Source organism: Chryseobacterium electrogenes (assembly GCF_053553015.1).
The window spans coordinates 936159-960420 of the sequence record NZ_JBNPPB010000002.1; the positions used below are offsets into that span (position 1 = coordinate 936159).

Consider the following 24262-nt stretch of genomic DNA (forward strand, 5'->3'; position numbering starts at 1 on the left):
GATAAATTTCTATGAAAAATTACAAGAATATTTGGTTAATTTATTTTATTCTGACTGTATTAAGCGCTATTATCTCGTATCATTTTTTGATAACAGAAAGATGGATTAACGCGTTGTTATTTGCGTCGGTTAGTGTTATTTTTTTAATTTTAGCTCATGTTTCATTATCGAATCGAATTGTTAAAGCTGAGAAAATCATTGATGCTATCATTCAAAAAGATTTCTCATTATTCCCGAAAGAAGAAGGCTCAGAATTAATCACAAAAACAATAAAACTTTACTATCAAAGCAAAGAAGAAACGACAGCAATATCGTCTTACAAACTCCTATACGAAGGCATTCTAGATCAACTAGATACAGGAATAATGATATTATCAAAACAAGAAACAGAATGGATAATCTTTTATGCGAATCCTGCTTTTATTGATATTTTAGAAATCCCTAGGTACAATCTGTGGCAATTATATGAATCTAAAATCCCCGAGTTTTATAAGATTATCGAAGAAACAAATTATGAAAATTCGCAAGCGTTTTTTGATATTTCGATTAAGCAAAACAATAAGCAATCATTCTCATTAAGAACAAAACAAATTAAAAACCTACAACATCAATTTTACATTATTACGTTAGAATCTGTCCAAAAAATAATTGAGCAAAAGGAAAAACTAGCTTGGAATAATCTTATGAAAGTGATTTCTCACGAACTTCTGAATACCTTAACGCCCATTAATAGCCTTCTTCAGAATCTCGAATACATCAGCAAGCAAGATGTTGTAGACAAAGACGATCAAGAAGAAATGAAGGAAAGTCTGGCTATTATGAATTCTAAATCCAGACAACTTCTCAATTTTGTAGACGATTACCGCCAAGTTGCAGAACTACCAAAACCTATTCTTAAAAACATTTCTTTAAAAAGCATTGTAGAATCTGCTGTTAATTTTTTAAGACAAGAATTTGAAAATAAAAATATCAAAATCATTGTAGACCTTGAAGAACACCATGTTTTAGCAGATCAAAAAATGATAGAACGAAGTCTTATCAACCTATGTATCAATGCAATATTCGCTGTGTCTGAGCAGCAGGATAAGGTGATTAAGATTTTTATAAAATCTAAGAATAATAGAATTATTTTATCCGTAGAAGACAATGGATCTGGTATTACTCCAGAAATTAAAGACAAGATTTTTTTACCATTTTTCACGACCAGAAATAGCGGTTCTGGCATTGGATTAACACTCTCCAAAAGCATTATGGAAGCACATCGTGGTTATCTCAATTATCATCCATTAGCCGAAGGCAGTGCTTTCGAAATGTGGTTTTTACAGTAAAAAAACATCAATTATTCAGTCTTATTTTCGTTAATAAGCTGGACCATTTTGGCATTGAAAGAGCTTAGTTCTATTGTATTAAAAAAATCTAAATCTGCATTTTCGACTTCAATAAGTGCCTTTTGTAATACAATTCTGCCACTATCGGTCAATCTAATTATTTTTGCTCTTGTATCAGTTTCGTGTTCTTGTCTTGTTATAAAGTTTTTTTCCTCGAGCGTTCGTAATACCTTTGAGACCATCATTCTATCACTATTACTTTGGTTTGCAATATCAACTTGTGTAACGGCATTGCTTTGTTTAGAAAGCCAGCCTAACGTTGCCAAGAGTACAAATTGTGTATGTGTAAGATCTAATGGATCTAAAACTCTTTTTTGTTTTCGTTGCCAAAGCATCGTTACTTGTCCTAGTAAATAACCTGGACTATCATTTGGACTTTTAAAATGAAATTCAATGTCTTTATGCATAATTGTTATGAAGCATTTGTGATGATATGATGTCAAAATCATGTTGGTTAATTTCAAAAAAACCAAAACGAAAAGGATAACCCCAGCTTTTTTTATTTTGAATAAAATCTAACTCATCAATTAAAGGAATAATGGACACATCTTTAGACTGTTCAAACTCAATATTTCTTCTGGAAGGACAAAAATCTTCTGAAACCTGAAACTGGTAAATTTCATCATCTATGACTTTTCCCAAAGCTGTAAATTCTTGACATTTATCTGGTTTCCCCATTGTTTGTTTTCCGGAATAATATATGATAAAATCACCTTTTTTCATTCTCTTTAACGGCGAAATTTTTCCGTGACAAGCTTGTGCAATTCCTGCTTCTATTCCATTTTTTACATGATCTTTGGAGGCTACAATCACCCAATATTTTGTTTCTCGATTATTCATTTTCGATTATTTATTTTGTTCCAGAAATGTAATTATATAGCCGTCTGGGTCTTTTACCATAATTGTTTTACCAAAAGGAGTATTATTAATTTCTCCTAAAATAGCCACATCTTTTTCTAGTAAATTATTATGAAATTCTTCAATCTTCTTATCAATAGCAAACCAAAGAGAAACGCCAATTCCTAATTCTTTACCGTCTATATCACTCATAGGAGTTCTTATCGCAAAGCAAGCTTCATCTTTATTGTATTTAAAAATATAAGCACTTGGATTACTCATTTCGGATAACTCAAAGCCTAGTTTTTCGGTGTAGAAGATTTTTGAATTTTCTAAATTTCTTACTTGTAGCGATACAAAATCTAATTTTTTCATTGTATTAATATATTGTTGTTGCAAATATAGTATACTCGACAACAATAAGCAAAATGTTTTTAAATTTATTTAAAAAAGATTGATAAAATCAACGCAATGAGTGTTCTAATATGAATGTAAAAAAGAGAAATTCTATAATTTCTCTTTTTCTTTCGCTACATAAATTACTCCGAAATTGAAATATAAGTTTCTACTTCTGCCTCGTTGCCTTCGTTATAGTAGTTTTTTCCGTGAATTGTAAAATCTGCTTTGTAAGCGCGTTTTGTGTTTAATTCTTGATTGTCCCAAATTTCTAACCAAGTATTAAAAATAGCTTCAGGCATTTTCCCTTTAGAAATAAATTTTTGATATGTTGTAGCTTCAATAGTTAATCCTACAAATCCATCAGGAATACTATCTAAGGAACTTACTGGCAATCCTACAATTGTATCATAAAAACCCGTAAAATCACTTTCATAATTAGTGTAGACAGCGTAGATATCATCACTTATTTTATTTGGGATTTGTTTCTGAATGTCTTCTCCCCAGAATTTTTCCCATAAAATTTCGATGTCTTTAGCAGATTGACCATTCTCATTGGTTGTTCTAGTAGAAATCCCAACGATATAAAATGTTTGAATAATTAGATTGTTCATTATTTTTGATGTATTTGTTTGTTTAAAGAAAGTATAATCAAGTTATTATATTTCCTGTTATAATTGTACTGCAAACATAGAATACATTTGTGACAACACTATGTCAAGGGTATTTTTTTATATCAAATATTATAGAAAAACTATTTTTTTCATTCTAAATCTATAATTCTAAATAATCTTTAATTACATTAACTACCCCAAAATCATCATTGCAAGGCGCAGTAAAGGCTGCTACTGCTTTCACAGAAGCATGAGCATTGGACATTGCATAAGAATATTTTGATTCCTTGAGCATTTGTATATCATTCATATAATCGCCAAAACACATTGTCTGCTCGGGAGAGATTTCTAAAAGATTTTGTAAAATGGCAAGTGCATTTCCTTTGTTGATGTCTTTATTCATAATATCCAGCCAATATTCGCCAGAAACTACAACTTCTAGATTATAAGCTTCAAATTTTTTCAGAAAAGGATAGAGATTTTTTTCAGAACCTTCGGGGTGATACACTGCAATTTTGAAAGCATCATCTGCGATTTCCGCCGTCAGATCGTCCACTTTTTGATTTTCTGTGTAATATTTGGTAAAATATTGTACAAATGATTCATCATCACTTTCATAATAAGCTTTTTTCTTGGCAGATAAAACCGCTCTGGCTCCTGGAATTTCGCGTATTGTTTTGATAATATCAGTGATGAAATCGTGTGCTAATTTATCCGCAAAAAGTTCTTTATTTTTATAAACCACATAGGCGCCATTTTCTGCAATAAAAGCCATTTCATTTTCAATCGCTTTGAAATATTGCGTTATGCCGGGCATCTGTCTGCCGCTAGCAGGCACAAAAAGGATATTTCTTTTTTTCAGTTCTTCATAGATAGCTGGGAAATCTGGACTTACCTCATATTGAGAATTGAGAAAAGTACCGTCCATATCTGTGACAATCAGTCTAATGTCTTTCATAAAAATAATTTTATTCAAATAATCTTGGTTTAATTATTTGATTAATGTCTTTGCCAAGAATTATCTGTGGTGGCAAATTCTCCAACAAAGATAGAAATATCCTTTTTATCGGACTTTATAATGCACAACCGAAAGACTTTTTAGAATTTCTGCGCTTTGTTCTGGCGTGATGTCGCGCTGTGGTTCTGCCAGCATTTCGTAACCAACCATAAATTTTTTGACTTCTGCATTCCTCAGCAAAGGCGGATAAAAATGCATGTGGAAATGCCATTCAGGATGCAGCTTTCCGTCTGTTGGTGATTGGTGAATGCCTGCCGAGTAAGGAAATGAAATATTAAAAAGATTATCATATTTAGTTGTTAAATCTTTTAAAATTTCTGCAAAAGATTCTTTTTCCTTTTCCGAAAACTGAAGCAAATTTTCAATTTTTCTTTTGCTTACAATCATGGTTTCGTAGGGCCAAACTGCCCAAAAAGGCACAAGGGCAACAAAATCATCATTTTCGAGAATAATTCTTTCGCCAGCTTCCAATTCTTTTTTCACATAATCTTCCAGAAGAGAGCGTCCGTTTTTATCAAAATATTTTTTGAGATTTTCCTGAGTTTTCAAAACATGAGACGGAATAGAAGATTGTGCCCAGATTTGCCCGTGCGGATGCGGATTGCTGCAACCCATCACGGCGCCTTTGTTCTCAAAAATCTGCACATGATTGATGTAATCTTCAGCGCCCAACTCTTCGTATTGCTGTTGCCAGATATCTACTACTTTTTTGATGTCGCCCAACTCCATTTCTGGCAGCGTAAGACTGTGATTATCAGAGAAACAAATCACTTTATTGATACCTCGCTCTGGTTTCAAAGCAAAAAAATCAGATGGATTCTCCTCAAATATGACATCATCTTTCATCAAAGAACCGAAATCATTATTAAAAACGAAAACGCCTTTGTAATCTGGATTTTTATCACCATTCACACGAACATTTCCCGAGCATAAATAACAATCTGGATCGTGCGCAGGCAGTTGTTCTTCGGTTACTTTTTCGGTTTGTCCTTGCCATGGTCGGTTGGCTCTTTGCGGCGAAACCAAAATCCACTCATCCAAAAGTGGATTGTACCTTCTGTGCGGATGCTGTTTTTGGTTAAATGCTGACTTCATTGCTTTTATATTCATGGATTCCGTCTGATATTTTCACGTGATAAACCTTCATATCGATGTCAAAATCAGCTCTATATTTTGTGCTTACTTTCTCTATTACTTCCTCTACATTTTCGTCTTTTATAAGGTTGATGCTACAGCCACCAAAGCCACCGCCCATCATTCTTGCGCCCAAAACGCCGTTTTCCTTCAAGGTTTCTTCAACCAAAAAATCAATTTCTTCACAGCTGACCTCAAATTCTGTAGAAAGACCAGAATGTGTTTCAATCAAAAGCTTGCCCAAAAGTTCTACATTACCTTCTGATAAAGCTTTGGCAGCATTTTCCACCCTTTTAGTTTCATTTAAAATATACAAACATCTTTTGTAAGACGTCTCTCCTATTTCGGTTCTCACTTCATCCAGCATTTCAACACTGAAATCCCTGAATTTTTCGATCTGAGGAAACTTTTCCCACAAGATTTTTTTGCCATGATCTACGTCTTTTCGCCTGTCATTGTAGCCGGAAGTCAAATGGGTGTGCTTCACACAACTGTCGAAAAGTACTAGGCTGTAACCGTCTATATTGGCATCAAAATATTGATGATCCAGTGAGTTACAATCCAGCATAATCACTTTATGTTCCTTTCCAAAAACGGAAGCAAACTGATCCATAATGCCACATTTTACACCCACGAATGTATGTTCTGATTTCTGACCAATGACCGCCAAATCTTTTTTGGATAAATTTAAATCAAAAATCTGGTTGAGAATATAAGCAAATCCACATTCCAAAGCTGCGGAAGACGACAAGCCCGATCCCATCGGAATATTGCTACTAAAGGCTATTTGCAAACCACCAATCGCTTTGCCACTTTCCTGAATCGCATTGAAAACCCCCAACAAATAATTAACCCAAATCTGCGAAACGGGTGTCTGCTTTTCGGTAACATTAAAACTAAAAGAATCGTTAAAATCTTTGGCAAAAAAAGTGCAAATTTCAGAATCTTCCAGTTTTTTGACAGCAAAGCAAATATTTTTATCAATAGCAGCAGGAAGTACAAATCCATCGCTGTAATCTACGTGCTCGCCGATAATATTGATCCTTCCAGGCGCCAGAAAAAAATAATCTGGCTCGGAATGAAACGCTTCCTGAAACGCTTTTTTTGTTTGATTGATTAATTTCTCCTGCATAAGTGACTGCAATTTATGTTTTTTTTAGATAAATTTTGACTAAAGTCTATTTAAATTATTGACATTAAAAACGGGCTAAAGCCCGCTCTTATTGATATTTTCCGGTTATCTAGAAAATATAGTTTTGTTTCTTTAAAGTTTTTAGCTTCCCAAATTAGAAATTACTTTCTTTTCATTACTTTTTTAGCGGCTGCAACAATGTCATTAGCCGTTAAACCATACTTTTCCATAAGCTGATCTGGCGTTCCACTTTCTCCAAAACTATCATTGACAGCAACATATTCTTGCGGTGCCAGATGTTCTGTGATGAGAAGTTGTGCTACGCTATCGCCCAAACCGCCCAATCTGTTGTGTTCCTCCGCGGTTACCACACATCCAGTTTTTTTAACTGAGTTGAGTATCGCTTCAGAATCCAAAGGTTTGATGGTGTGAATGTTAATTATTTCCGCATCAATTCCCTGCTCTTCTAAAATTTCGCCAGCTTTGATGGCTTCCCAAACCAAATGTCCGGTTGCTACAATAGTTACGTCTTTTCCTTCGTTTACCATCCAGGCTTTTCCGATTTCGAAATTCTGATTTTCATCTGTAAAAACAGGAATTACAGGACGTCCAAATCTTAAATAAACAGGACCTTCGTAATCTGCGATGGCAATGGTTGCGGCTTTGGTTTGATTGTAATCGCAAGTGTTGATGACCGTCATCCCGGGAAGCATTTTCATCAATCCAATATCTTCCAGAATTTGGTGTGTAGCGCCATCTTCGCCTAAAGTAAGTCCGGCATGTGAGGCACAAATTTTAACATTTTTATCAGAATAAGCCACAGACTGGCGAATCTGGTCGTAAACTCTGCCTGTAGAAAAATTGGCAAAAGTTCCCGTAAAAGGAATCTTACCTTCGGTTGCCAAACCAGCTGCGACACCAATCATATTGGCTTCTGCAATTCCGATTTGGAAAAATCTTTCTGGTGCTTTTTCTATAAATTTCTCCATTTTGAGCGACCCAATAAGGTCGGCGCACAATGCCACGACATCGGGATTTTTGTCTGCCAATTCGGCAAGACCAGCGCCGAAGCCGCTTCTAGTATCTTTACTTTCTGTGTATGTATATTTTTTCATTTGATTAATTATTGATGGTTTTGAACGCTGAAAATATTTTTCGCCCGCAAAGGCGCTTCGCTCAGCTAAGAAATTTAATCTTGTGACTTAAACGATAATTGACTTTTTTGGAACAGCGAATCTCTCACAGCCCGACCTGAGTGGAGCTCGTTTTCTTTTTTTGTCCTTCGACTTCGCTCAGGATGACAAAAAAGAAAACAGCGGGAACGGAGGGCGGATAAAGCTGCCCAAATTATTCTCAGTTTAATAATCGCCTAAGGTTTCTTCTAGTTGGTTTAGTGCTGTTTGTAGTTGTTCATTATTCGGGGCTTTTCCGTGCCATGCGTGGCTTCCCATCATATAATCTACGCCGTGACCCATTCCAGTTTTTAGCAAAATACAAATCGGCTGACCTTTGCCCGTGAGCGATTTAGCCTCGTCCAAAGCATTGACAATTTCTTGCATGTCGTTACCATTTTCTACCTCAATTACTTTCCAGTCGAAAGCTTCGAATTTGGTTTTAAGGTTGCCTAAAGAAAGCACTTTGGATGTCGGTCCGTCAATCTGCTGACCGTTATAATCTACGGTTGCAATCAAATCTGTCTAAAATCCATTGTTCTCTAATTCGTGGAAGTCCTTTTTCGATATTAATTTCAGAATTTTCATCGGTGTACGGTCCTGAAGTATCGTAAATTGTGACTGGTGGATTTTCTTCAATTTTTCCATTAGTTAATTTTGTTGGACTTAGCTGTATTTCGCGCATCGCTACTTTGATGGGATGAATTAGTCCTTCTACATAAATTTTTGTCGAGTTCGGGAACGGTGAACGCGTGATTGAATGTGCCATAAATATTGGTTTTAATGCCTAAATATTAACCGCCTTGAGTAGCAGTAATGATTAAAATAGAATCGTTGTTGTGGAGAATTGTTGCCGCCCAGATTGATTGCGGAATAATACGATTGTTGATAGCTACAGCAATACCTTTGGTCTTGCCAGGTACTTCTATAGCTAATAATGCCTCCAGGTTGTCGGGAAGTGTATCGAAAGTTTTTTTAGTGTGATTGATTGTGAGTTCCATTCCTAAATTTTTTAAAGCACTTTAGGAATGCCTCAGCATTGTACAATAGAATGTACAGCAAAGTCATCTCACTTTTCCCTACGCTAGTATGATCTAGAAATCAGGTTCAAAGGGTAAATTCTCAGCCCGCTTTTCAGCAGACACCCCTAAAGTATGAGGCGAAGGTAATTATTTTTCTAGAATATGCAAAAAAAATCATGAATGTTTTTGATTATTTATAGTTACTCAATAGTTATAAATAGTCATGATTACAAATAATTCTAAATCTTTTTTAATAGACAAAAAAACTATATAATTCACATAATTACAAACCATTAGCTTTAACCCCCTAATGATTTTATCACAAAAATTATTTTTATTTTTATAAAAAAATGCCTCTAAAAAATGTTTAATTTTCCAGAGGCATCTCATTGGTTAAAAATATTTTCAAAAAAATTAATGTTTAGTTTTAAATAAAAAATAATTTGTTATTTAGAATATGATGGCATCATTGGATTGCTAATTACAGAACATTTTCTTACTTCTATGGCTGTAGTTGCTATATTATTTGTAGTATCTGTATCCGTTATCTGATCAGAATCTACTGTTGAGACCATTTTAAAAGACTTATTAGTGCCAATTCCCTTTTTGAAATATTGACCTGTAATGGTAACAATTCCTGATTTTCCCGCTAGTAAACCTACTGTTCCGGAAATTTCATTAGATGAAAAATTAGATGTTGGAAGATCAGAATTAGTAAAATTACTATTATAGGAAACTCCTGTAATTTTGAATTTAGAAAAATCTACCAAATTATTATTTCCATCAACGACTCTCGACTTATAAGAAATTCTATTTAATGAGGTGTTAGAATCATTGGTCACTTCAACTTTAAATGTGACATTGCTAGAGTTTTCGTTGCAAGTAAAGTAACTATCTGAGCGGCTGTCAACCCTTAAGTTACCTGGAGTGGTAAGAATAATATTCCTAATCTCCTGAAAATTAAAACCTCCACCGGTAGATGCGGAAAAACCAAGCTTCAAGTTGCTAGGTATTGGATACTTTGCAGAATCCAACGTATAATTCATTACTTCGGTAAAAGTAATTTGGTTTTCTTTCCTCCATCTAACAGCAATGTTATAATTGGCACCTGACTTGGTAATGATAATCTGTACTCTTCTATAAAAAGTATTATCCGCAGGTCTTGTCAAAGAAATTGTATTATAATCTATTTCATTTCGTTGACGTATTTCATTAGCAGTCCCTGATTGATTACCTAGCGGACTACTTGTAAGGTAATTAGTAGAAGGAGTAGAATTGGTAGGTCCTCGTAAAACAAAAGCATTTGGCAACATACCATTTACCAATGGTGATGCAGAGCCATTTCTATTTTCTAAGTTATTTGCATAGTTACCATACGCATCTAGTCCTAGCCCTATATATCCACCTGATAATCCTGTTGTGCCCGCAGGATTACTGTATGTAGCATATCCTAAAGAGCCACCATAGCCACCAAGTTTGAAATTTGCTTCTGAAACCGAAGCATCAAATAAATAAACGCAAAGCCCATCTGCACCATAATAGCCATCGTTAACATTTCGCCAACTTTTATATTCAAAATCTGCAATAACTCCAACGGTTGTCGGAAATCCCTGCATAACATACATATAACCTTTTTGATTAGTAGATGCTTCTGTTAACCTTAGATAACCAGAACCATTGGGATCCGCTCCTCTTGCTGCTGTTAGATATGCATTATCACCAATTTTTAGTCCTGCAGTATCACGAGTTGTAAGAGAATTTGTAATCGTAAACTGTCCATACAAAGAACAATAACTTCCTACAATAGATGCCAAAAGAAGTCCACGAGAAATAGTAGATATTTTTATCATCCTCAATTATTTTACTACAAAAACAATATTCATAAAACTTGCATCTGTTGCGTTATTGCTTACGTTATAAGTCATTTGCCCATTGGCATCAACAGCTACACTCGTAAAGACATTAGTATCATAGTAAGTAATATAATATTCAAGATCATTTTTACCAACTACAGGGATTTTACCAGCAGCTCCAGAACTTGAAACTTGAGGTGTATTAAACTGCGTATAATACAGTTGATAAAGATCCTTAGTTTTTGCGCCTAAGGTTGTTGTATCAAAAAGGATAGATGGCATGTAAAAAAACTTCGGCATATTAAAATTTATCCATTTTGAAATTGAACTATTATAATAGTAAAATCCAGGTGTAGTAATATTAGAAGTTTTAGAAGTAGCTGATGAAGGTATAGCAGTAACATAGACTACAGTCGAGTTTTGAGGAGTATCATACTGACTATCCTTTGCTGCTAAGTCTGATCCCGAAATTCTCAAGGTCAATAAGCCTTCAGCTTGTGAATTATTAGAAGATTTACTAATATCCAATGTAGCACTTGGTGTATTAGTATTGATACCAACTTGCGCATTAAGATATTGACTGCAACAAAAAATTGCAGGTAAAACGATCATTTTTGTGATTTTTGTTTTCATTTAATAATAAAATAATTAATTTTACTAAAATAGGAATTTCCACTATATAATTACTATAAATTACGATTTTAAAAATAAAAGTCATTTATTTTACTTAAAATTAGAAATAATAACCCGCATTAATTTATAATAAAGCTTTAATATACTATAGAATTGTAATTATAGAATAAATACTTAATACATTAAAGCCCTCACCTACTTTTTCAATTTCATAAGTTTATTTTTGTAATTTGGTCCTATAAAAAGCAAATAATGCGTCTTCTATTTTCTAAAAACCATCAATTTTTTTAAAGAAAAATAAAATAACGAAATGAAACAAAAAATCTACTTAATATTAATATTATTAATTCATTTTCAAGCGTTTGCACAGAGTCAAAGATTTATTTACGAATATAATTTCAAGCCTGATTCTCTTAATAAGCAAAATGTTTTAAAAGAAATCATGAACTTAGATATCAATCCAGACGGTTCCGTTTTTTATAGTCAATTATTATTAGATCGAGATTCTGTAATGTCTGCACAAATTGAAAAAAGTAAAGGTTCTGGAACTATTTACTTAGACAGTAGAAATATAAAAAAAAGTGCAGCTAACTTTGACGTTTCTAAGAAATATCCAACATTAGAAACTAAGTTTCGTACTTCTTTCAATGCTTTAGATCTTGTGGTTGTAGATGACAAAAAAATAGATTGGATAATTCTCCCCGAAACTAAGATTATAGAAGGCTATAAAGTCCAAAAAGCAACCGCCAATTATGTAGGAAGACATTGGACGGCTTGGTTTGCAAGCGACATCCAATTACAAGATGGTCCTTATAAATTTTGTGGGTTACCTGGCTTAATTCTTAGTGTAGAGGATGAAGAAGGAGATCATAATTTCAATATTGTAGGGATAAAAAACCAATATAATAGAACGTTACGTCCAAATTCTAAAGAGATTATTGTTAGTCCAAAAAAATTCAACCAACTTTGGAATGAATATAAAACAGATCCTGCCAAAAATATAAAGTTAATCCATGGAAGCTCACAGATGGCTGATACAATACTTTTTAATTCTAATACGGGAAATCCTATGAGCAAGCAAGAACTGATTAAGAATAAAGAAGAAGGCGACAAAAAGTATTTTAAATATAATAATAATTTTATAGAACGATCTCTTTACAAATAGACATACTTTCCTTTTATTAATAAAAAAATCATCAAAAGATGTAACACTTTTATCAGTATAATTGTCTTTTTCATAAATTGAAAACAATGAAAAAAATAATTATCTCTTTTTTATTCCTATTTTCTTTAATCTCTTTTGGTCAAAAAATTATTTCCAATGACATTAGTAATTTTTGGAAAGCTTACGACAAGATCATTGTAGAAAAAGACTCTATAAAACAATTAGAATTAATAAAAACCTTATATATTGATAAAGGAACTCCCGGATTATCAGGAATAATGAAAGCAAGACGATATACTGCAGAAGAATATATCTATGCTATTAATCATTATCCTAAATTTTGGAATTCTGTAAGAAACAACACTCTTAAGCATAAACAGTTTTCTAAAGAAATTAATGATGGCGTAAAAAAGCTTAAAAACATTTATCCAGAATTGAAACCTGTCAATATTTATTTTGAAATCGGTATATTAAGAACTGGAGGTACAACAATTGACGGAATGTTATTAATTGGAAGCGAAGTTGCCCTAACAAATCAATCTGTAATTACTCAAGAATTTGACACACGTTATCCGCATTTAAGACCATACTTCGATACCAATCCTATCAAAGACGTTGCATTTCTCAACGTTCATGAATATATCCATACACAACAAAAGGAAACGATAGGAAACTCTCTTTTATCACAAACTATAATGGAAGGTGTTGCCGAATTTTTAGCAGAAATTACTTTAAGTAAAAAATCACCAAATCCTCAAATAGAATTTGGCTATAAAAATGAAGAAAAAATAAAGCAGGAATATGAAAAAGAAATGTTCTCACCAGACATTTATAATTGGTTAATGAATAGTTCTAATAATCAATTCGAGATGAGAGATTTGGGATATTTTGTAGGTTATGCAATTTGTAAAAAATATTACGATCAATCTTTAGACAAAAAACAAGCAGTTAAAGAAATGATAGAGCTTGATTATAATGATGAGAATGCATTAATCAACTTTGTCCAAAAAACAAAATATTTTGACAAACCACTCTCAATCTATAAATCCGAATATGAACTTAAAAGACCAAAAATCATTAGCATAATGCCTATAGAAAATGGTAGTCAAAATGTAAATCCGAACATAAAGACATTTACACTTTTATTTTCGGAAGAAATGAATCCTAATTTTAGAAATTTTGATTTTGGTCCTTTAGGAGAAGATTATGCGTTAAGAATAACAAAAGTTATTGGGTTTTCTGAAGATCGAAAATCTTTTACCTTTGAAACCAATCTTCAACCAGACAAACAATATCAACTCGTTGTCAATTTTGGATTTAGATCAACTAAAATGTACAATCTTATTCCATTTTTAATTGATTTTAAAACCTTTAATTAGTGACTTGACAAACTGTATAATCATTTATATTAATCTAATCAACTTCTATAGATGAGAGATTTACTAAATTAATCCCAGTACATGAACCTAAAACCAACAAAAGCTCTCAGATCTGAGAGCTTTTGTTTTAAGAAAATATTTGATAATATTATTTAGCGTCTGCGATGAAGAAATCATCAGCATTTTCTGAAATAGGAACATATAATCTCTCCCATTTTTTGCTATTTACCATATCCCAGCTATGTCCTTTACCAACAAGATCTTCTGCTAATAAAATAGTACCTGGTGTAATCATAAAGGTAGAACCATCGCTTACTTTAAATTTGATATTACCTTTCAATGTAATAACATATTGTCTTCTAGGAGCTGGATGCGCGTTCTTCTCCCACTCTTCTGTCTTGTTACTCAACCAGAAAGTTGTCGTATTCATGTGCTTAAGCGTTGGGATTTTTCCTTTTTCGAAAGTACATGTACCATCAGGATTGTTAATCAATCTTACTGCTGGAATAAATTCATTAGACTCTTCGGCAGTTACACTAACATTTTTGTGATTTTTTTGTTGCGCATTCATATGTCCAAAAGTACTTAATACTAACACAAGACTCAAACCTTTAAGTAGATTTTTCATTTTAATTTAATTTAATTTTAATTGTAAACTGTATCGTGAACCATCATTTTATCAAAAAATGGTTTATATTTTTTAACCAAAGCCAGATGCTCGGGAAGTTGCCCATAAGCTTCTAGATCTTCTAGACTGTCAAACTCCATATATACACTATAGGTAAAGCTATTGTCCAAAACGGCTCTTGGAGTGGAGTTAGCTGGTTTGCCATAACGAAGATTTTTCTGATAAGGCAATTTCTTAAGACCTTCAAAGAAGTTTTGAAATTCTTTCACTTCCGATTCTGAAAGATCTTTCTTAAGCCAAAATAATAAATAGTGACTGTAGACTTTATGCTCTTTAGGCGGATTTAACTTAGGTGCAACAGCAGCAAATAGACTTCCTGAGACCATTATCAATGCCGATACCAGCATTGTGCGAAATAAAATTTTTCTTCTTTCCATTGTTAATATTTTAGTTAAAATCAATTCTATATTTCAGAACAAACTGCCATTTTCTATCAGAAGCAATCCCGTTATTATTGGCATCATTAGTATATACAGGTCTATTCTGAGCATCAAAAGTTAATCTAGAAGACATCCCATTCATTAATAATGAAACACCTGCATCATAGACCACAGCATTATCTTTAAGCCCTTGTAGATTAGACAATTGGACGCCAACAGCTGGCTGTAACTGCAAATCTTTTTTGTCTTTGTTAAAGTAAGGTAACGTACCTCCTAACTGCATATAATAAGTATTACCTGTCCCGATAACTGGCATTGCATTTCCTGCACCATTAAGGCTAGCTTGAGAAGCGTTAACAGAAGTTGCCGGATTATTAGTCCCTACATAACGGATATAATTAGGACCATAATCATTATGCATCGTCATAGCGTAAGCTCTTATGGAAGTTCCTTTATCTTTATTAAGTGGCGCATCATAGAATAGATCTACCGCAACGCTCTTCATATCATCATTAATGGTATTTTTGTTAACATCCTGATGCCACATTGCATTGTGGATATAATCGAATCCCGCACCCAAGCTCAACACACTCTTTTTCCCTACGTAAGTCCCAGAATTAAAAGGGCTCGAGATATTTTCTTTATCTAAGAATGCATATCTGAAATACCCAGAAAAGTCTTTGTTAGGTGCATTTTTACTAAAGCTTGCAACATTAAGTTTAGGATCAGAAGTCGCCATCGTATAAGGATTAGCTAATACCAATCGGTAGTCAAATTTCCCTAATTGACCTTTTACATAAGCGCCAAGCTCTCTTACGGTGTAATCTGTAGCGCCTGCATTAGATGTTGCATAAGCTGGCAAATCATATAATAAAGTATTTAGCGGGCCTGTCGTAAATCTTGATAAACCTCTCCATGTAGAACGTCCCGCACCAAAAGCAATCTTATCACTGAAAGAGTACTCTGCATAAGCATCCAAAAGATCAAAATAATTACTTCCTTTGGCGTTAAGGTTAACGTTAGTCGTACCACCTTGCAAAACAAACATCAATTTTTCTGTAGGCTTATAAGTCATTTTTACTCTAACTCTACGCAGAGATAGATCAGATGACTGGGATTCTGCTTGATTATTAATAAGACTTCCAGGATTAAGTTGTGTATATCTTGCCCACAATTCTGCATATCCGCTTAGAGAAATATACCTTGTATGTTGATCATTAAGATAATGAGTTAAAGGTGGATTATTAAAATCATTTTTTTTCTGTGCTTGCGCTTCTACTTTGGAGTTTAAACCCAAAACTGATAATACTATAAGCCCGAGTTTAAAGGATGATTTGTTCATAATGTCGTTCGTTTTGATGGGACAAAAGTAGCCTCGAAAAACAAAGAACGTCGTTAGAAAACTATTAGAAATTCTTTAGAAAACTATTAAAAATACTAATGATGCTCCTTAAAATAAAAATATAAAATACCTTTGTCAAGAATTTAAATATCCGCCCACAATCAATATTGTAACCGCTCATATTTAATCTAAATATTAGATAGTTTTCTGATGAAAGTTTTAATTATAGAAGATAATGCCCGTGTATCTGCCCTTCTAAAAAGAGGCCTAGAGAGTCAAGGCTACCAGATTTATATTTCGGAAGATGCAGAAGATGCATTGGTAATGGTGGACAAAATTATTTTTGATCTCGTAATCACCGATATCATGCTTCCCGAAATGAACGGCATACAATTAAGTAAAATCATAAAAACAAAACATCCAGAACTACCTATCATTATGCTAACGGCTCTAGGAACTATTGATGAGAAGATAGAAGGCTTTGATGCTGGTGCGGATGATTATATGGTAAAACCTTTTGAAATAAGAGAATTATACGCCCGTATAAAAGCTGTTTTATTAAGAAAATCATCAACGTCCAAGAAAAATGAGCTCTCCGACGAAATAGAATACAGAAATCTTAAAATAAACAAGAAAACAAATCGGGTTTTTCGCAATAACAAAGAGATTATTCTTACGCCTAAAGAGTTCAAACTTTTATTTTTCCTGATGACCAATTCTGACAGGGTTCTTAATCGGGAAGAAATAGCAGAAAACGTCTGGGGCAATCATTTTGATACAGGAACTAATTATATAGACGTCTACATTGCCTATCTGAGAAAGAAAATCGATAAAGATTTTGACGAAAAACTAATCCATACAAAACCCGGAATGGGATTTATTTTCACGCATCAATTATGAAAATAGCTACCAGAACAGCCCTTAATTATGCCATTCTTACGGCTGGGATTCTTTTTGTTTTTGCCTACGTCTTATATTTTGTATCGGAGAAAAATAGAGAAGACGAGTTTAATGATCGTCTGGGTTACAAAATCATTTGGAGATCCGAGTTTATCTTTGATGCTAAAATAGATTCTTTAAAAATCCGAGAACTTCATGAGCGCAACAAAAGGCTCTTAAACGAAGCAGACATTAGTGTCTATAACAGCAAAAAAGAATTGATATTTACCGATATCAAAGCTTCTAAAAAAAACCAATATTACTTAGATCAATTAATCAAAAAGAATAAGAAAAAAATAACTTGGCAGGTAAAGGATCGTCAGTATATGGCTTTTACCTATGAATTTGAGAATCAAAACTTTTACATCATCGGCAGTGCAATAGACATTACGGGAAAGGCTCATATTGCCGAATTTAAAAAAGATATTATCATCATTTATATTATTTCTATTTTGATTATTTTCGTCATAGGATTCTTATTTTCATATTATACTTTAAAGCCATTAAAAGATATTATTATTCAGATTAGGGATATCTCAGAACATAATCTTAACAAAAGATTAGTCGTGCCAAAGGCTAAAGATGAAATTTATGAATTGACAGAGACATTTAATTCAACTTTTAATCGATTAGAAAAATCCTTCAATCATCACAAGCAATTTGTCACCACTATTTCTCACGAGTTCCGTACGCCTCTTTCTATCCTGATTGCTGAGCTAGAATTGGCTAAAGAGCTTAATGTGACGCTTGATGATTATAAAATATCTATTGATAATGCTTTGCAAGATGCCAATCAAGCATCACAATTATCAACGGCCTTATTAGATTTTGCAAGAGCAAGTTATGATGTGTCTCAAATTAGCTTTGTGGATGTCCGCTTGGACGAAGTGTTAGCAGATGCCAAAGTAGCTCTACTTCAGAAGAATACAAGTTATAAAGTAGGCATTAATTATATGGATGCAGATGCCGACAAAGACGAGAGTAATTATGATTTTAAAGGAAATCCTTACTTGTTACAGATTGCTTTTCTAAACCTAATGGAAAATGCCTGCAAATACTCTTCTGATAACTATTGCAACGTAGAAATCGAAGCGCAGAATGACACTTTAGAAATCCGCTTTATAGACCATGGCATTGGCATCCCAGAGGGAGATCATGCAAAAATATTCGATTTGTTTTATCGTGGTAATAATAAAAGTTATGAGAAAGGAAATGGCATTGGTCTATCTATCGTCAAAAGAATTATTGAAATTCATAATGGTAAAATTAGCATTGACTCTCAAGTGAATAAAGGCACTGTTTTTAATGTCAAATTCTCTTTCTAAACACTTACTTTAAGTTAATTCTGATTCTCTTATCAACAAGATAATCTAGCAGTTATAAGCAGTAAGGCACTTAAAATAGATCTTATATATACTAAGGTGCTACAAAAGCTCCTCTGGTACTGCAATATTATTTTTTTTCATAAAGTCAATTAAAGAATTGTATTTGGACTCATACTGTGTCCCACCACATTGATCCGATATACTGCAAATATCAGAAGGTTTTATACCCAAAATAGTTGATATTTTAGTTAAAATATCCAGATTGATTTTGACTTTTGAGTTTTCTATATCCGAGTAAGACTTTTGAGAAATCCCCATCTCGAAAGCCATATATTCTTGGGTTAAATCTTTATCCCTTCTTATTTTCCTGATGTTTCCGCTGCACAATTTCATGATTTATGATTTTAGTAGTTTTCAGTATATTTTAGAAGTAAATCTAATAGTATCTGACAAAGTTACCAAATACCTTTGTGAAAATATAAAAAACTTTACTATGATATTTATTTCTGTAAAGAGCGCTTTATAAAGCCTCTTAGCGAAATAGCATCATTTTTCACATCAAAACGTAATTATGGAAACACAAAAATTTCAGTATGACAATAATATTGTCAAGGCATTTCTCTATGCAACTGTTACATTTGGAGTCATTGGTTTTATTTTAGGGCTCACAGCGGCTCTAATGTTATTTTATCCAGAATTGCCAGAATTTTTATTCGGGACAGATGATACTACAATCCAGAGTTTAAGAAGCGGTAATATCCAAGGATTAATTAGTACACAAGGCGCAATGGGCTTTGGTAGAATTAGGATGCTTCATACAAGTGCTGTTATTTTTGCATTTGTATGTAATTCTTTTTTCTGTGGTGCTTATTATAGTATGCAGCGACTTCTGAAAACCAGAATGTATAGTGATACCCTATCTTGGATTCACTTCTGGACTTGGCAGATTATGATTATTGTAGTTGTTATTACATTTTTGATGGGGATTAATACCTCAAAAGAGTATGCTGAGCACGAGTGGCCAATAGATATTTTGATTACCGTATCATGGGTAATTTTCGGAATTAATATGTTCGGAACCATTATGAAACGTAGAGTGCGACATCTTTATGTTGCCATCTGGTTCTTTATTGGGACATGGATTGCTGTAGCAGTGCTTCATATCTTCAACAACTTAGAAGTTCCGTTGTCATTTACCAGCTGGAAATCCTACTCTGCTTACGCCGGTGTAAAAGATGCCTTGGTACAATGGTGGTATGGTCATAATGCCGTTGCATTTGTATTAACAACGCCTGTATTGGGATTAATGTATTATTTCTTACCAAAAGCTGCCAACCGTCCTGTATTTTCATATAAACTTTCTATCATCCACTTTTGGTCATTAATATTTGTCTATCTATGGGCAGGACCACACCATTTGCAATATACATCTTTACCAGCGTGGGTTCAGGCTGTAGGGACAGGCTTCTCTATTATGCTTATAGCGCCGTCTTGGGGAGGAATGCTTAATGGCTTACTTACCTTGAGAGGAGCTTGGGACAAAGTGAGAGAAGAGCCTATTCTTAAGTTTTTTGTCGTAGCTGTTACTTGTTATGGTATGGCAACTTTTGAAGGACCATTGCTAGCCACAAAATCTCTTAACAAAATAGGACACTATACCGACTGGGTGATTGGTCACGTACATCTAGGTGCATTAGGTTGGAATGGATTTATGGCATTTGGGGTAATTTATTACTTAGTACCTGTAATGTGGAGAACAGAGATGTGGTCTAAAAAACTCGCTAACTGGCATTTTTGGTTAGGAACTTTTGGTATTATTTTCTATGCAGTACCAATGTATATTGCAGGCTTTACACAGGGATTAATGTGGAAACAATTCAACCCAGATGGGACTTTAGTTAACAAAAACTGGCTAGATACCGTTATCGCAATTCTTCCTTATTTCAAAATGAGATTTCTAGGTGGTCTATTCTATCTTGGAGGTGCTATCTTAATGGTCATCAATATTTATAAAACAATAAAAGTTGGATCTTTTCAAAAAAATGTACCAGCAGAAGCTATGCCTTTAGCTAAAATTGATGCATCAAGAAGACAAGGAGAAGGCATCCACTTATGGATAGAAAGAACCCCTCATGTACTATCAGTTTTAGCCTTTATCGCCATTGCTATTGGTGGATTAGTAGAGATTATCCCTACTCTAACAGTAAAAAGTAATCTACCAGAGATATCATCTGTAAAGCCTTATTCTCCACTCGAGCTAGAAGGTAGAGATCTTTATATAAGAGAAGGTTGCAACTCATGTCACTCTCAGATGATTAGACCTTTCCGTGATGAGGTTGTAAGATTTGATGGAAAAAATGGTCAATATTCTAAAGCAGGAGAATTTGTATACGACAGACCATTCTTATGGGGGTCTAAGAGAACTGGTCCAGATCTACATAGACAAGGACAAAGAAACCCAGATGCATGGCACTTTAAGCATATGTATAACCCAAGAGTAACCTCTGCAGGATCTATTATGCCACGCTTCCCTTGGCTTATTACCAATCAACTGGATCGATCTCAAATGGTTGATAAGATAAAGCTTATGAAAAATAGTTTTGATGTTCCTTACACAAAATCTCAGATAGACTCTGCAGATCAATGGGCTAACAACCAGTCCAAAGCGATTGTACAAAGAATTTTCTCTGAAGCACCAGATCTTAAAGAACAAGTAGAGGCTGAGAAAAAAGCAAAAGGAAATGCCTTTATACCAATTGAGCAAAGAGAAATCATTGCCATGATTGCCTACTTACAAAGATTGGGAACTGATATCAAAACAACAGATATCAAAACCGCAAATCTTAAATAATTAATATTGAAATCTTAACTCACATGAAAACGAGAATCCCAATTTCCATTTACATCGTTGTTGCATTAATTTCTATATTTATAGTCTTCGAAATGATTGATGAAACCAATTATCTTCGCTCACCATTTTTCTGGGGATTAACTGTTATCGTAATGCTTCTTATATTGATAATGAATGCCATTGGTGATCTGGTAGAAAATGCTAATTTCAAGCTATTAAGCGACGAAGAAAAGCAACAATATTTAAAAGACAAAGCAATACCTTACTATAAAAAAATATGGAATTCTGCCGTTAAAAAGCAGTCTGTAACAGAAGAAAAAGAAATTCTTATAGACCATGGTTTTGACGGAATTACAGAACTTGATAATGCTTTACCTAAGTGGTGGCTAGGCTTATTTTACTTTACCATTGCATCTTGTGTCGTTTATTTAGTTGCATTTTCATTTACCGATTATGCTGATCCAGATGTAGAATATATAAATGAATCTAAACTTCAATTGGCTTCTATCAAGGATTATGAGAAGATAGCACCACCAATCGATATAGAAACAGCAGTCTATAATGCCGAAAATATTGCAGAAGGCGAGGAGATTTTTAAAACCAACTGTGTCTCTTGCCATGCAGAATCAGGTAAAGGCGGTATTGGCCCCAACTTAACGGACAAAGAATGGATTAATATCCGAGAAAAAAGCCTTTTCAAAAATATATTCTGGATGCTAGAAAATGGCTCTCCTAATAATCCCACCATGCGACCTTTTATCAAAGATGGTACGATTACAGGTAAAGATGCAGAGAAAGTTGCTGCTTACATCTATCATATTAATCAAGAAAAAGATCCAATTACGGTAGAGAAAGGTGGCGCGGCACCGCAAGGTGAAGAAGCACACTGGGAAGAGCAATAATACATAAAGAAACCAAATATCATTTCCATTATAATGTCACTAGAATTTGTCTAAGTTTTTTACTTAGGCAAATTCTTCTTTTAGTGCTGGTATATAATACAAAGAATTGCTACTCGTATTAGTATATACACCTTTTGGCTTATTTTATTTTCCTGATTAGCATATCACTTTTAGCATTACTTTATTAATAAGGAAAAGTACCTTTTGTTAGACTTAGTTGTTAGTTTACTTTATATTAACCATAATCTTTATTGTTTTGTATAAAAATAGTAAAGGATATTTATAAAATATTATTAAAATTAAATCAATATAATTTTGATATTAACAAGAATATGGTTTTCCGTAAAATAGATTGATAATTAATTTTTATATTTGACGCTATTTAATTTTACGACAAGCTGATATAAATTTGATTGACGCAATGCGTAAATTTGAACGTTAGCAGAAATATTTACAAAATGACAATAATTTATTCAAACAAAGTAAATTACTTACTTATATTTTTAATATTAGCTCTTCTTTATTGCGATATCATTATAAAAGATGTTTTATTAACAGATGATTTGGGAAGAGTCTTTGATCCTTTATTTGGGACTAAAAATTATAATTTTTTTTCTTTTATATCAAATTTTATTGACCAAGAAACAATGACATCTAGACCTGTTTCAGGTTTTTTTTATGGATTTACTTTATACTTAACTCAATTTAACATCAATTTCTACTATATCAATTTTTTATTCTTTTTACTGTCTACTTATTCAGTTTACAATCTAACACTAAGAATATCTAATAAAAAAATTGCATTATTAGTAACAATTGTTTATATAATGCTACCTATAGCATCTTCAACTGTATTTTCTCCTATAATGGTAAATTCTAGCTTGGCAACTATATTTTTTTGTTTATCTATAGAAAAAGCAATATCAAAAAAATTAATTTCATCAAGTATATTATTTATATTATCTATCCTAAGCTATGAAATATTTATTCCATTAATTTTAATTTATTTTTTCACAATTAATTCCAAAACAAAAATAAAATTATTGTTCATTTTGACTACTTTAACAATAGTATTTTTATACAGAGAAATTGTTGAGCCTAATATTTTCAATAATTATTATCATCGTAGTAAGCCTACTAATATCTTTAATATTAAAAGGAATTTAAGCATATTTCATGAAATAACAAAAATACCATATTATAGTAGTATTGCTGTTGCAAAAGGTATTAGAGCTATTTATTTTTTTTCACTTTTAGATTATATTTTGCTAATGCTTATAATGTTGATATCTACAATTACGGTTTTCAAGACAAAAAAGCTTTCAAACTTTCCTAATAAAAAAATATTTTTTTTATTGATATGTTGTATTACTTTATCTTTTTTTATTTTTTTCCTATCATCATATAGACCAAATATTTATGGTTTCGATAATAGAAATTTAGGCGCCATAAAGCTTTTTAGTTCTATAATAAGTCTAAATTGTATTTTAATGATTAGAAGTAATACCATGAGAAATATTACTTTACTCTTTATAATTTTCATAATAAGTATAACAAACATTTCCACTAAAAATGCCTGGATTTACTCCGCTGAATTAAATAATAAAATATTCACTTCTTTAAAAAAAGCTTTACCAAAAGATATGGAATCTAAATATATTTTTATAAAATTCAACGAGCAATCTGAAACTAAATTTGATGATAGATATTCAATCTATAAAGATAAGCACTTTGTTTTGAGAGAGCCAATATTTTTAGAAAGATGGGAAAGCGCTTATTTAAAAAAAATAAATAACATACCACAATATTATAATGTAAACTATTACTATGATGGCTATTATGATACATTAAAAAAAGAATTGAAATATTTTTACATATTTGATTATAAAAGTAATAAACTTAAATTAATCAATCATATCAATTAATACTTCTGCTAACAAGGGTAACCGTTGCACAACTCTGTAATTTTTAAAAATACAGAAAATATCGACCTTGATTAAACATTTTTAAGCGAGATTTTGAGAAAGCTAAACTTCTACTCCATTTATTACTAAAATTGCTTTTCATATTGATTTTTTCTTTAATTTTAACA

Annotated in this window: 23 protein-coding genes, 2 pseudogenes and 1 riboswitch; of the genes and pseudogenes, 8 read left to right on the top strand and 17 right to left on the bottom strand. The window is 32.8% G+C overall.

The features are described from left to right. Positions 1 to 11: 11 nt before the first annotated feature. The gene (locus ACQQ6V_RS04190; protein WP_448844304.1) at positions 12 to 1328 is read left to right on the top strand and encodes a sensor histidine kinase; all 1317 of its coding nucleotides are present in this window, start codon (positions 12 to 14) and stop codon (positions 1326 to 1328) included. A gap of 11 nt (positions 1329 to 1339) precedes the next feature. Here ACQQ6V_RS04190 and ACQQ6V_RS04195 read toward each other — a convergent pair whose 3' ends face one another. From ACQQ6V_RS04195 to ACQQ6V_RS04255, 13 genes and pseudogenes are all read right to left on the bottom strand, one after another. Beyond that, a complete protein-coding gene (locus ACQQ6V_RS04195; protein ID WP_448844305.1) occupies positions 1340 to 1795 on the bottom strand; it encodes a MarR family winged helix-turn-helix transcriptional regulator in 456 nt (151 codons plus the stop codon). Further along, complete coding sequence (locus ACQQ6V_RS04200; RefSeq protein WP_448844306.1) at positions 1788 to 2228, bottom strand: EVE domain-containing protein; 441 nt, start codon at positions 2226 to 2228, stop codon at positions 1788 to 1790. The genes ACQQ6V_RS04195 and ACQQ6V_RS04200 overlap by 8 nt, the downstream gene beginning before the upstream one ends. A gap of 6 nt (positions 2229 to 2234) precedes the next feature. Continuing rightward, a complete protein-coding gene (locus ACQQ6V_RS04205; protein WP_448844307.1) occupies positions 2235 to 2600 on the bottom strand; it encodes a VOC family protein in 366 nt (121 codons plus the stop codon). A gap of 164 nt (positions 2601 to 2764) precedes the next feature. Next, positions 2765 to 3235, bottom strand: coding sequence for a GyrI-like domain-containing protein (locus ACQQ6V_RS04210; RefSeq protein ID WP_448844308.1), 471 nt, complete (start codon positions 3233 to 3235; stop codon positions 2765 to 2767). A 160-nt stretch (positions 3236 to 3395) separates the two neighbouring features. Then, positions 3396 to 4193, bottom strand: coding sequence for a Cof-type HAD-IIB family hydrolase (locus ACQQ6V_RS04215; protein WP_448844309.1), 798 nt, complete (start codon positions 4191 to 4193; stop codon positions 3396 to 3398). Positions 4194 to 4298: 105 nt separating this feature from the next. Further along, entirely contained in the window at positions 4299 to 5348 is a 1050-nt protein-coding gene (locus tag ACQQ6V_RS04220; protein ID WP_448844310.1) for a UDP-glucose--hexose-1-phosphate uridylyltransferase, read from the bottom strand. Further along, positions 5332 to 6519 (bottom strand): galactokinase, encoded by a 1188-nt coding sequence (galK, locus tag ACQQ6V_RS04225; protein ID WP_448844311.1) that lies wholly within the window; start codon positions 6517 to 6519, stop codon positions 5332 to 5334. Before galK ends, ACQQ6V_RS04220 begins: the two co-directional genes overlap by 17 nt. 161 nt (positions 6520 to 6680) lie before the next feature. Further along, entirely contained in the window at positions 6681 to 7634 is a 954-nt protein-coding gene (locus ACQQ6V_RS04230; protein ID WP_448844312.1) for a transketolase family protein, read from the bottom strand. 243 nt (positions 7635 to 7877) lie between these two features. Then, positions 7878 to 8213 (bottom strand): annotated as a pseudogene (locus ACQQ6V_RS04235) (thiamine pyrophosphate-binding protein); the annotation flags it as partial. After that, a pseudogene (locus ACQQ6V_RS04240) lies at positions 8206 to 8460 on the bottom strand (phosphomethylpyrimidine synthase ThiC); the annotation flags it as partial. The pseudogenes ACQQ6V_RS04240 and ACQQ6V_RS04235, both read right to left, overlap by 8 nt. Before the next feature lie 25 nt (positions 8461 to 8485). After that, positions 8486 to 8692 (bottom strand): sulfur carrier protein ThiS, encoded by a 207-nt coding sequence (gene thiS / locus ACQQ6V_RS04245; protein ID WP_448844313.1) that lies wholly within the window; start codon positions 8690 to 8692, stop codon positions 8486 to 8488. A 58-nt stretch (positions 8693 to 8750) separates the two neighbouring features. Next, positions 8751 to 8850: riboswitch (TPP riboswitch) on the bottom strand. Positions 8851 to 9159: 309 nt separating this feature from the next. Continuing rightward, positions 9160 to 10563: an L-type lectin family protein gene (locus tag ACQQ6V_RS04250; RefSeq protein ID WP_448844314.1), complete on the bottom strand. Its 1404-nt coding sequence runs from the start codon at positions 10561 to 10563 to the stop codon at positions 9160 to 9162. A gap of 6 nt (positions 10564 to 10569) precedes the next feature. After that, positions 10570 to 11199, bottom strand: a complete 630-nt coding sequence (locus ACQQ6V_RS04255; RefSeq protein ID WP_448844315.1) for a phage tail-like protein — start codon at positions 11197 to 11199, stop codon at positions 10570 to 10572. A 310-nt stretch (positions 11200 to 11509) separates the two neighbouring features. Between ACQQ6V_RS04255 and ACQQ6V_RS04260 the strand changes: the two genes are divergently transcribed. Both ACQQ6V_RS04260 and ACQQ6V_RS04265 read left to right on the top strand, forming a co-directional pair. After that, positions 11510 to 12364 carry a GLPGLI family protein gene (locus ACQQ6V_RS04260; RefSeq protein WP_448844316.1) on the top strand — a complete coding sequence of 285 codons (855 nt, stop codon included), beginning with the start codon at positions 11510 to 11512 and terminating at the stop codon, positions 12362 to 12364. Positions 12365 to 12450: 86 nt separating this feature from the next. Continuing rightward, positions 12451 to 13743 carry a DUF2268 domain-containing putative Zn-dependent protease gene (locus tag ACQQ6V_RS04265; RefSeq protein WP_448844317.1) on the top strand — a complete coding sequence of 431 codons (1293 nt, stop codon included), beginning with the start codon at positions 12451 to 12453 and terminating at the stop codon, positions 13741 to 13743. A gap of 148 nt (positions 13744 to 13891) precedes the next feature. Here ACQQ6V_RS04265 and ACQQ6V_RS04270 read toward each other — a convergent pair whose 3' ends face one another. Genes ACQQ6V_RS04270 through ACQQ6V_RS04280 form a run of 3 tightly spaced genes read right to left on the bottom strand, consistent with a single transcriptional unit; the run spans position 13892 to position 16153 of the window. Beyond that, positions 13892 to 14371: a cupin domain-containing protein gene (locus ACQQ6V_RS04270; protein WP_448844318.1), complete on the bottom strand. Its 480-nt coding sequence runs from the start codon at positions 14369 to 14371 to the stop codon at positions 13892 to 13894. Between the two features lie 17 nt (positions 14372 to 14388). Further along, positions 14389 to 14808: a Dabb family protein gene (locus tag ACQQ6V_RS04275; protein WP_448844319.1), complete on the bottom strand. Its 420-nt coding sequence runs from the start codon at positions 14806 to 14808 to the stop codon at positions 14389 to 14391. Between the two features lie 10 nt (positions 14809 to 14818). Next, the gene (locus ACQQ6V_RS04280; RefSeq protein ID WP_448844320.1) at positions 14819 to 16153 is read right to left on the bottom strand and encodes a hypothetical protein; all 1335 of its coding nucleotides are present in this window, start codon (positions 16151 to 16153) and stop codon (positions 14819 to 14821) included. A 210-nt stretch (positions 16154 to 16363) separates the two neighbouring features. Between ACQQ6V_RS04280 and ACQQ6V_RS04285 the strand changes: the two genes are divergently transcribed. Beyond that, positions 16364 to 17053: a response regulator transcription factor gene (locus ACQQ6V_RS04285; RefSeq protein ID WP_448844321.1), complete on the top strand. Its 690-nt coding sequence runs from the start codon at positions 16364 to 16366 to the stop codon at positions 17051 to 17053. Next, on the top strand, positions 17050 to 18417 hold the full coding sequence (locus tag ACQQ6V_RS04290; protein ID WP_448844322.1) for a HAMP domain-containing sensor histidine kinase: 1368 nt from the start codon (positions 17050 to 17052) through the stop codon (positions 18415 to 18417). Before ACQQ6V_RS04285 ends, ACQQ6V_RS04290 begins: the two co-directional genes overlap by 4 nt. A gap of 99 nt (positions 18418 to 18516) precedes the next feature. Here ACQQ6V_RS04290 and relB read toward each other — a convergent pair whose 3' ends face one another. After that, positions 18517 to 18810 carry a type II toxin-antitoxin system RelB family anti-toxin gene (gene relB, locus ACQQ6V_RS04295; RefSeq protein ID WP_448844323.1) on the bottom strand — a complete coding sequence of 98 codons (294 nt, stop codon included), beginning with the start codon at positions 18808 to 18810 and terminating at the stop codon, positions 18517 to 18519. A 178-nt stretch (positions 18811 to 18988) separates the two neighbouring features. Here relB and ccoN point away from each other — a divergent pair, with 178 nt between their 5' ends. The 3 genes from ccoN (at position 18989) to ACQQ6V_RS04310 (ending at position 24095) form a co-directional block, all read left to right on the top strand. Then, positions 18989 to 21268 (top strand): cytochrome-c oxidase, cbb3-type subunit I, encoded by a 2280-nt coding sequence (gene ccoN, locus ACQQ6V_RS04300; protein WP_448844324.1) that lies wholly within the window; start codon positions 18989 to 18991, stop codon positions 21266 to 21268. Positions 21269 to 21291: 23 nt separating this feature from the next. Continuing rightward, a complete protein-coding gene (locus ACQQ6V_RS04305; RefSeq protein ID WP_448844325.1) occupies positions 21292 to 22170 on the top strand; it encodes a cbb3-type cytochrome c oxidase N-terminal domain-containing protein in 879 nt (292 codons plus the stop codon). Between the two features lie 458 nt (positions 22171 to 22628). Then, a complete protein-coding gene (locus ACQQ6V_RS04310; protein WP_448844326.1) occupies positions 22629 to 24095 on the top strand; it encodes a hypothetical protein in 1467 nt (488 codons plus the stop codon). The last annotated feature ends 167 nt before the right edge of the window (positions 24096 to 24262 follow it).

Coding starts and splice junctions, on each gene's coding strand:
- ACQQ6V_RS04190 (WP_448844304.1), top strand. CDS start 12: ATGAAAAATTACAAGAATATTTGGTTAATTTATTTTATTCTGACTGTA.
- ACQQ6V_RS04195 (WP_448844305.1), bottom strand. CDS start 1,795: ATGCATAAAGACATTGAATTTCATTTTAAAAGTCCAAATGATAGTCCA.
- ACQQ6V_RS04200 (WP_448844306.1), bottom strand. CDS start 2,228: ATGAATAATCGAGAAACAAAATATTGGGTGATTGTAGCCTCCAAAGAT.
- ACQQ6V_RS04205 (WP_448844307.1), bottom strand. CDS start 2,600: ATGAAAAAATTAGATTTTGTATCGCTACAAGTAAGAAATTTAGAAAAT.
- ACQQ6V_RS04210 (WP_448844308.1), bottom strand. CDS start 3,235: ATGAACAATCTAATTATTCAAACATTTTATATCGTTGGGATTTCTACT.
- ACQQ6V_RS04215 (WP_448844309.1), bottom strand. CDS start 4,193: ATGAAAGACATTAGACTGATTGTCACAGATATGGACGGTACTTTTCTC.
- ACQQ6V_RS04220 (WP_448844310.1), bottom strand. CDS start 5,348: ATGAAGTCAGCATTTAACCAAAAACAGCATCCGCACAGAAGGTACAAT.
- galK (WP_448844311.1), bottom strand. CDS start 6,519: ATGCAGGAGAAATTAATCAATCAAACAAAAAAAGCGTTTCAGGAAGCG.
- ACQQ6V_RS04230 (WP_448844312.1), bottom strand. CDS start 7,634: ATGAAAAAATATACATACACAGAAAGTAAAGATACTAGAAGCGGCTTC.
- thiS (WP_448844313.1), bottom strand. CDS start 8,692: ATGGAACTCACAATCAATCACACTAAAAAAACTTTCGATACACTTCCC.
- ACQQ6V_RS04250 (WP_448844314.1), bottom strand. CDS start 10,563: ATGATAAAAATATCTACTATTTCTCGTGGACTTCTTTTGGCATCTATT.
- ACQQ6V_RS04255 (WP_448844315.1), bottom strand. CDS start 11,199: ATGAAAACAAAAATCACAAAAATGATCGTTTTACCTGCAATTTTTTGT.
- ACQQ6V_RS04260 (WP_448844316.1), top strand. CDS start 11,510: ATGAAACAAAAAATCTACTTAATATTAATATTATTAATTCATTTTCAA.
- ACQQ6V_RS04265 (WP_448844317.1), top strand. CDS start 12,451: ATGAAAAAAATAATTATCTCTTTTTTATTCCTATTTTCTTTAATCTCT.
- ACQQ6V_RS04270 (WP_448844318.1), bottom strand. CDS start 14,371: ATGAAAAATCTACTTAAAGGTTTGAGTCTTGTGTTAGTATTAAGTACT.
- ACQQ6V_RS04275 (WP_448844319.1), bottom strand. CDS start 14,808: ATGGAAAGAAGAAAAATTTTATTTCGCACAATGCTGGTATCGGCATTG.
- ACQQ6V_RS04280 (WP_448844320.1), bottom strand. CDS start 16,153: ATGAACAAATCATCCTTTAAACTCGGGCTTATAGTATTATCAGTTTTG.
- ACQQ6V_RS04285 (WP_448844321.1), top strand. CDS start 16,364: ATGAAAGTTTTAATTATAGAAGATAATGCCCGTGTATCTGCCCTTCTA.
- ACQQ6V_RS04290 (WP_448844322.1), top strand. CDS start 17,050: ATGAAAATAGCTACCAGAACAGCCCTTAATTATGCCATTCTTACGGCT.
- relB (WP_448844323.1), bottom strand. CDS start 18,810: ATGAAATTGTGCAGCGGAAACATCAGGAAAATAAGAAGGGATAAAGAT.
- ccoN (WP_448844324.1), top strand. CDS start 18,989: ATGGAAACACAAAAATTTCAGTATGACAATAATATTGTCAAGGCATTT.
- ACQQ6V_RS04305 (WP_448844325.1), top strand. CDS start 21,292: ATGAAAACGAGAATCCCAATTTCCATTTACATCGTTGTTGCATTAATT.
- ACQQ6V_RS04310 (WP_448844326.1), top strand. CDS start 22,629: ATGACAATAATTTATTCAAACAAAGTAAATTACTTACTTATATTTTTA.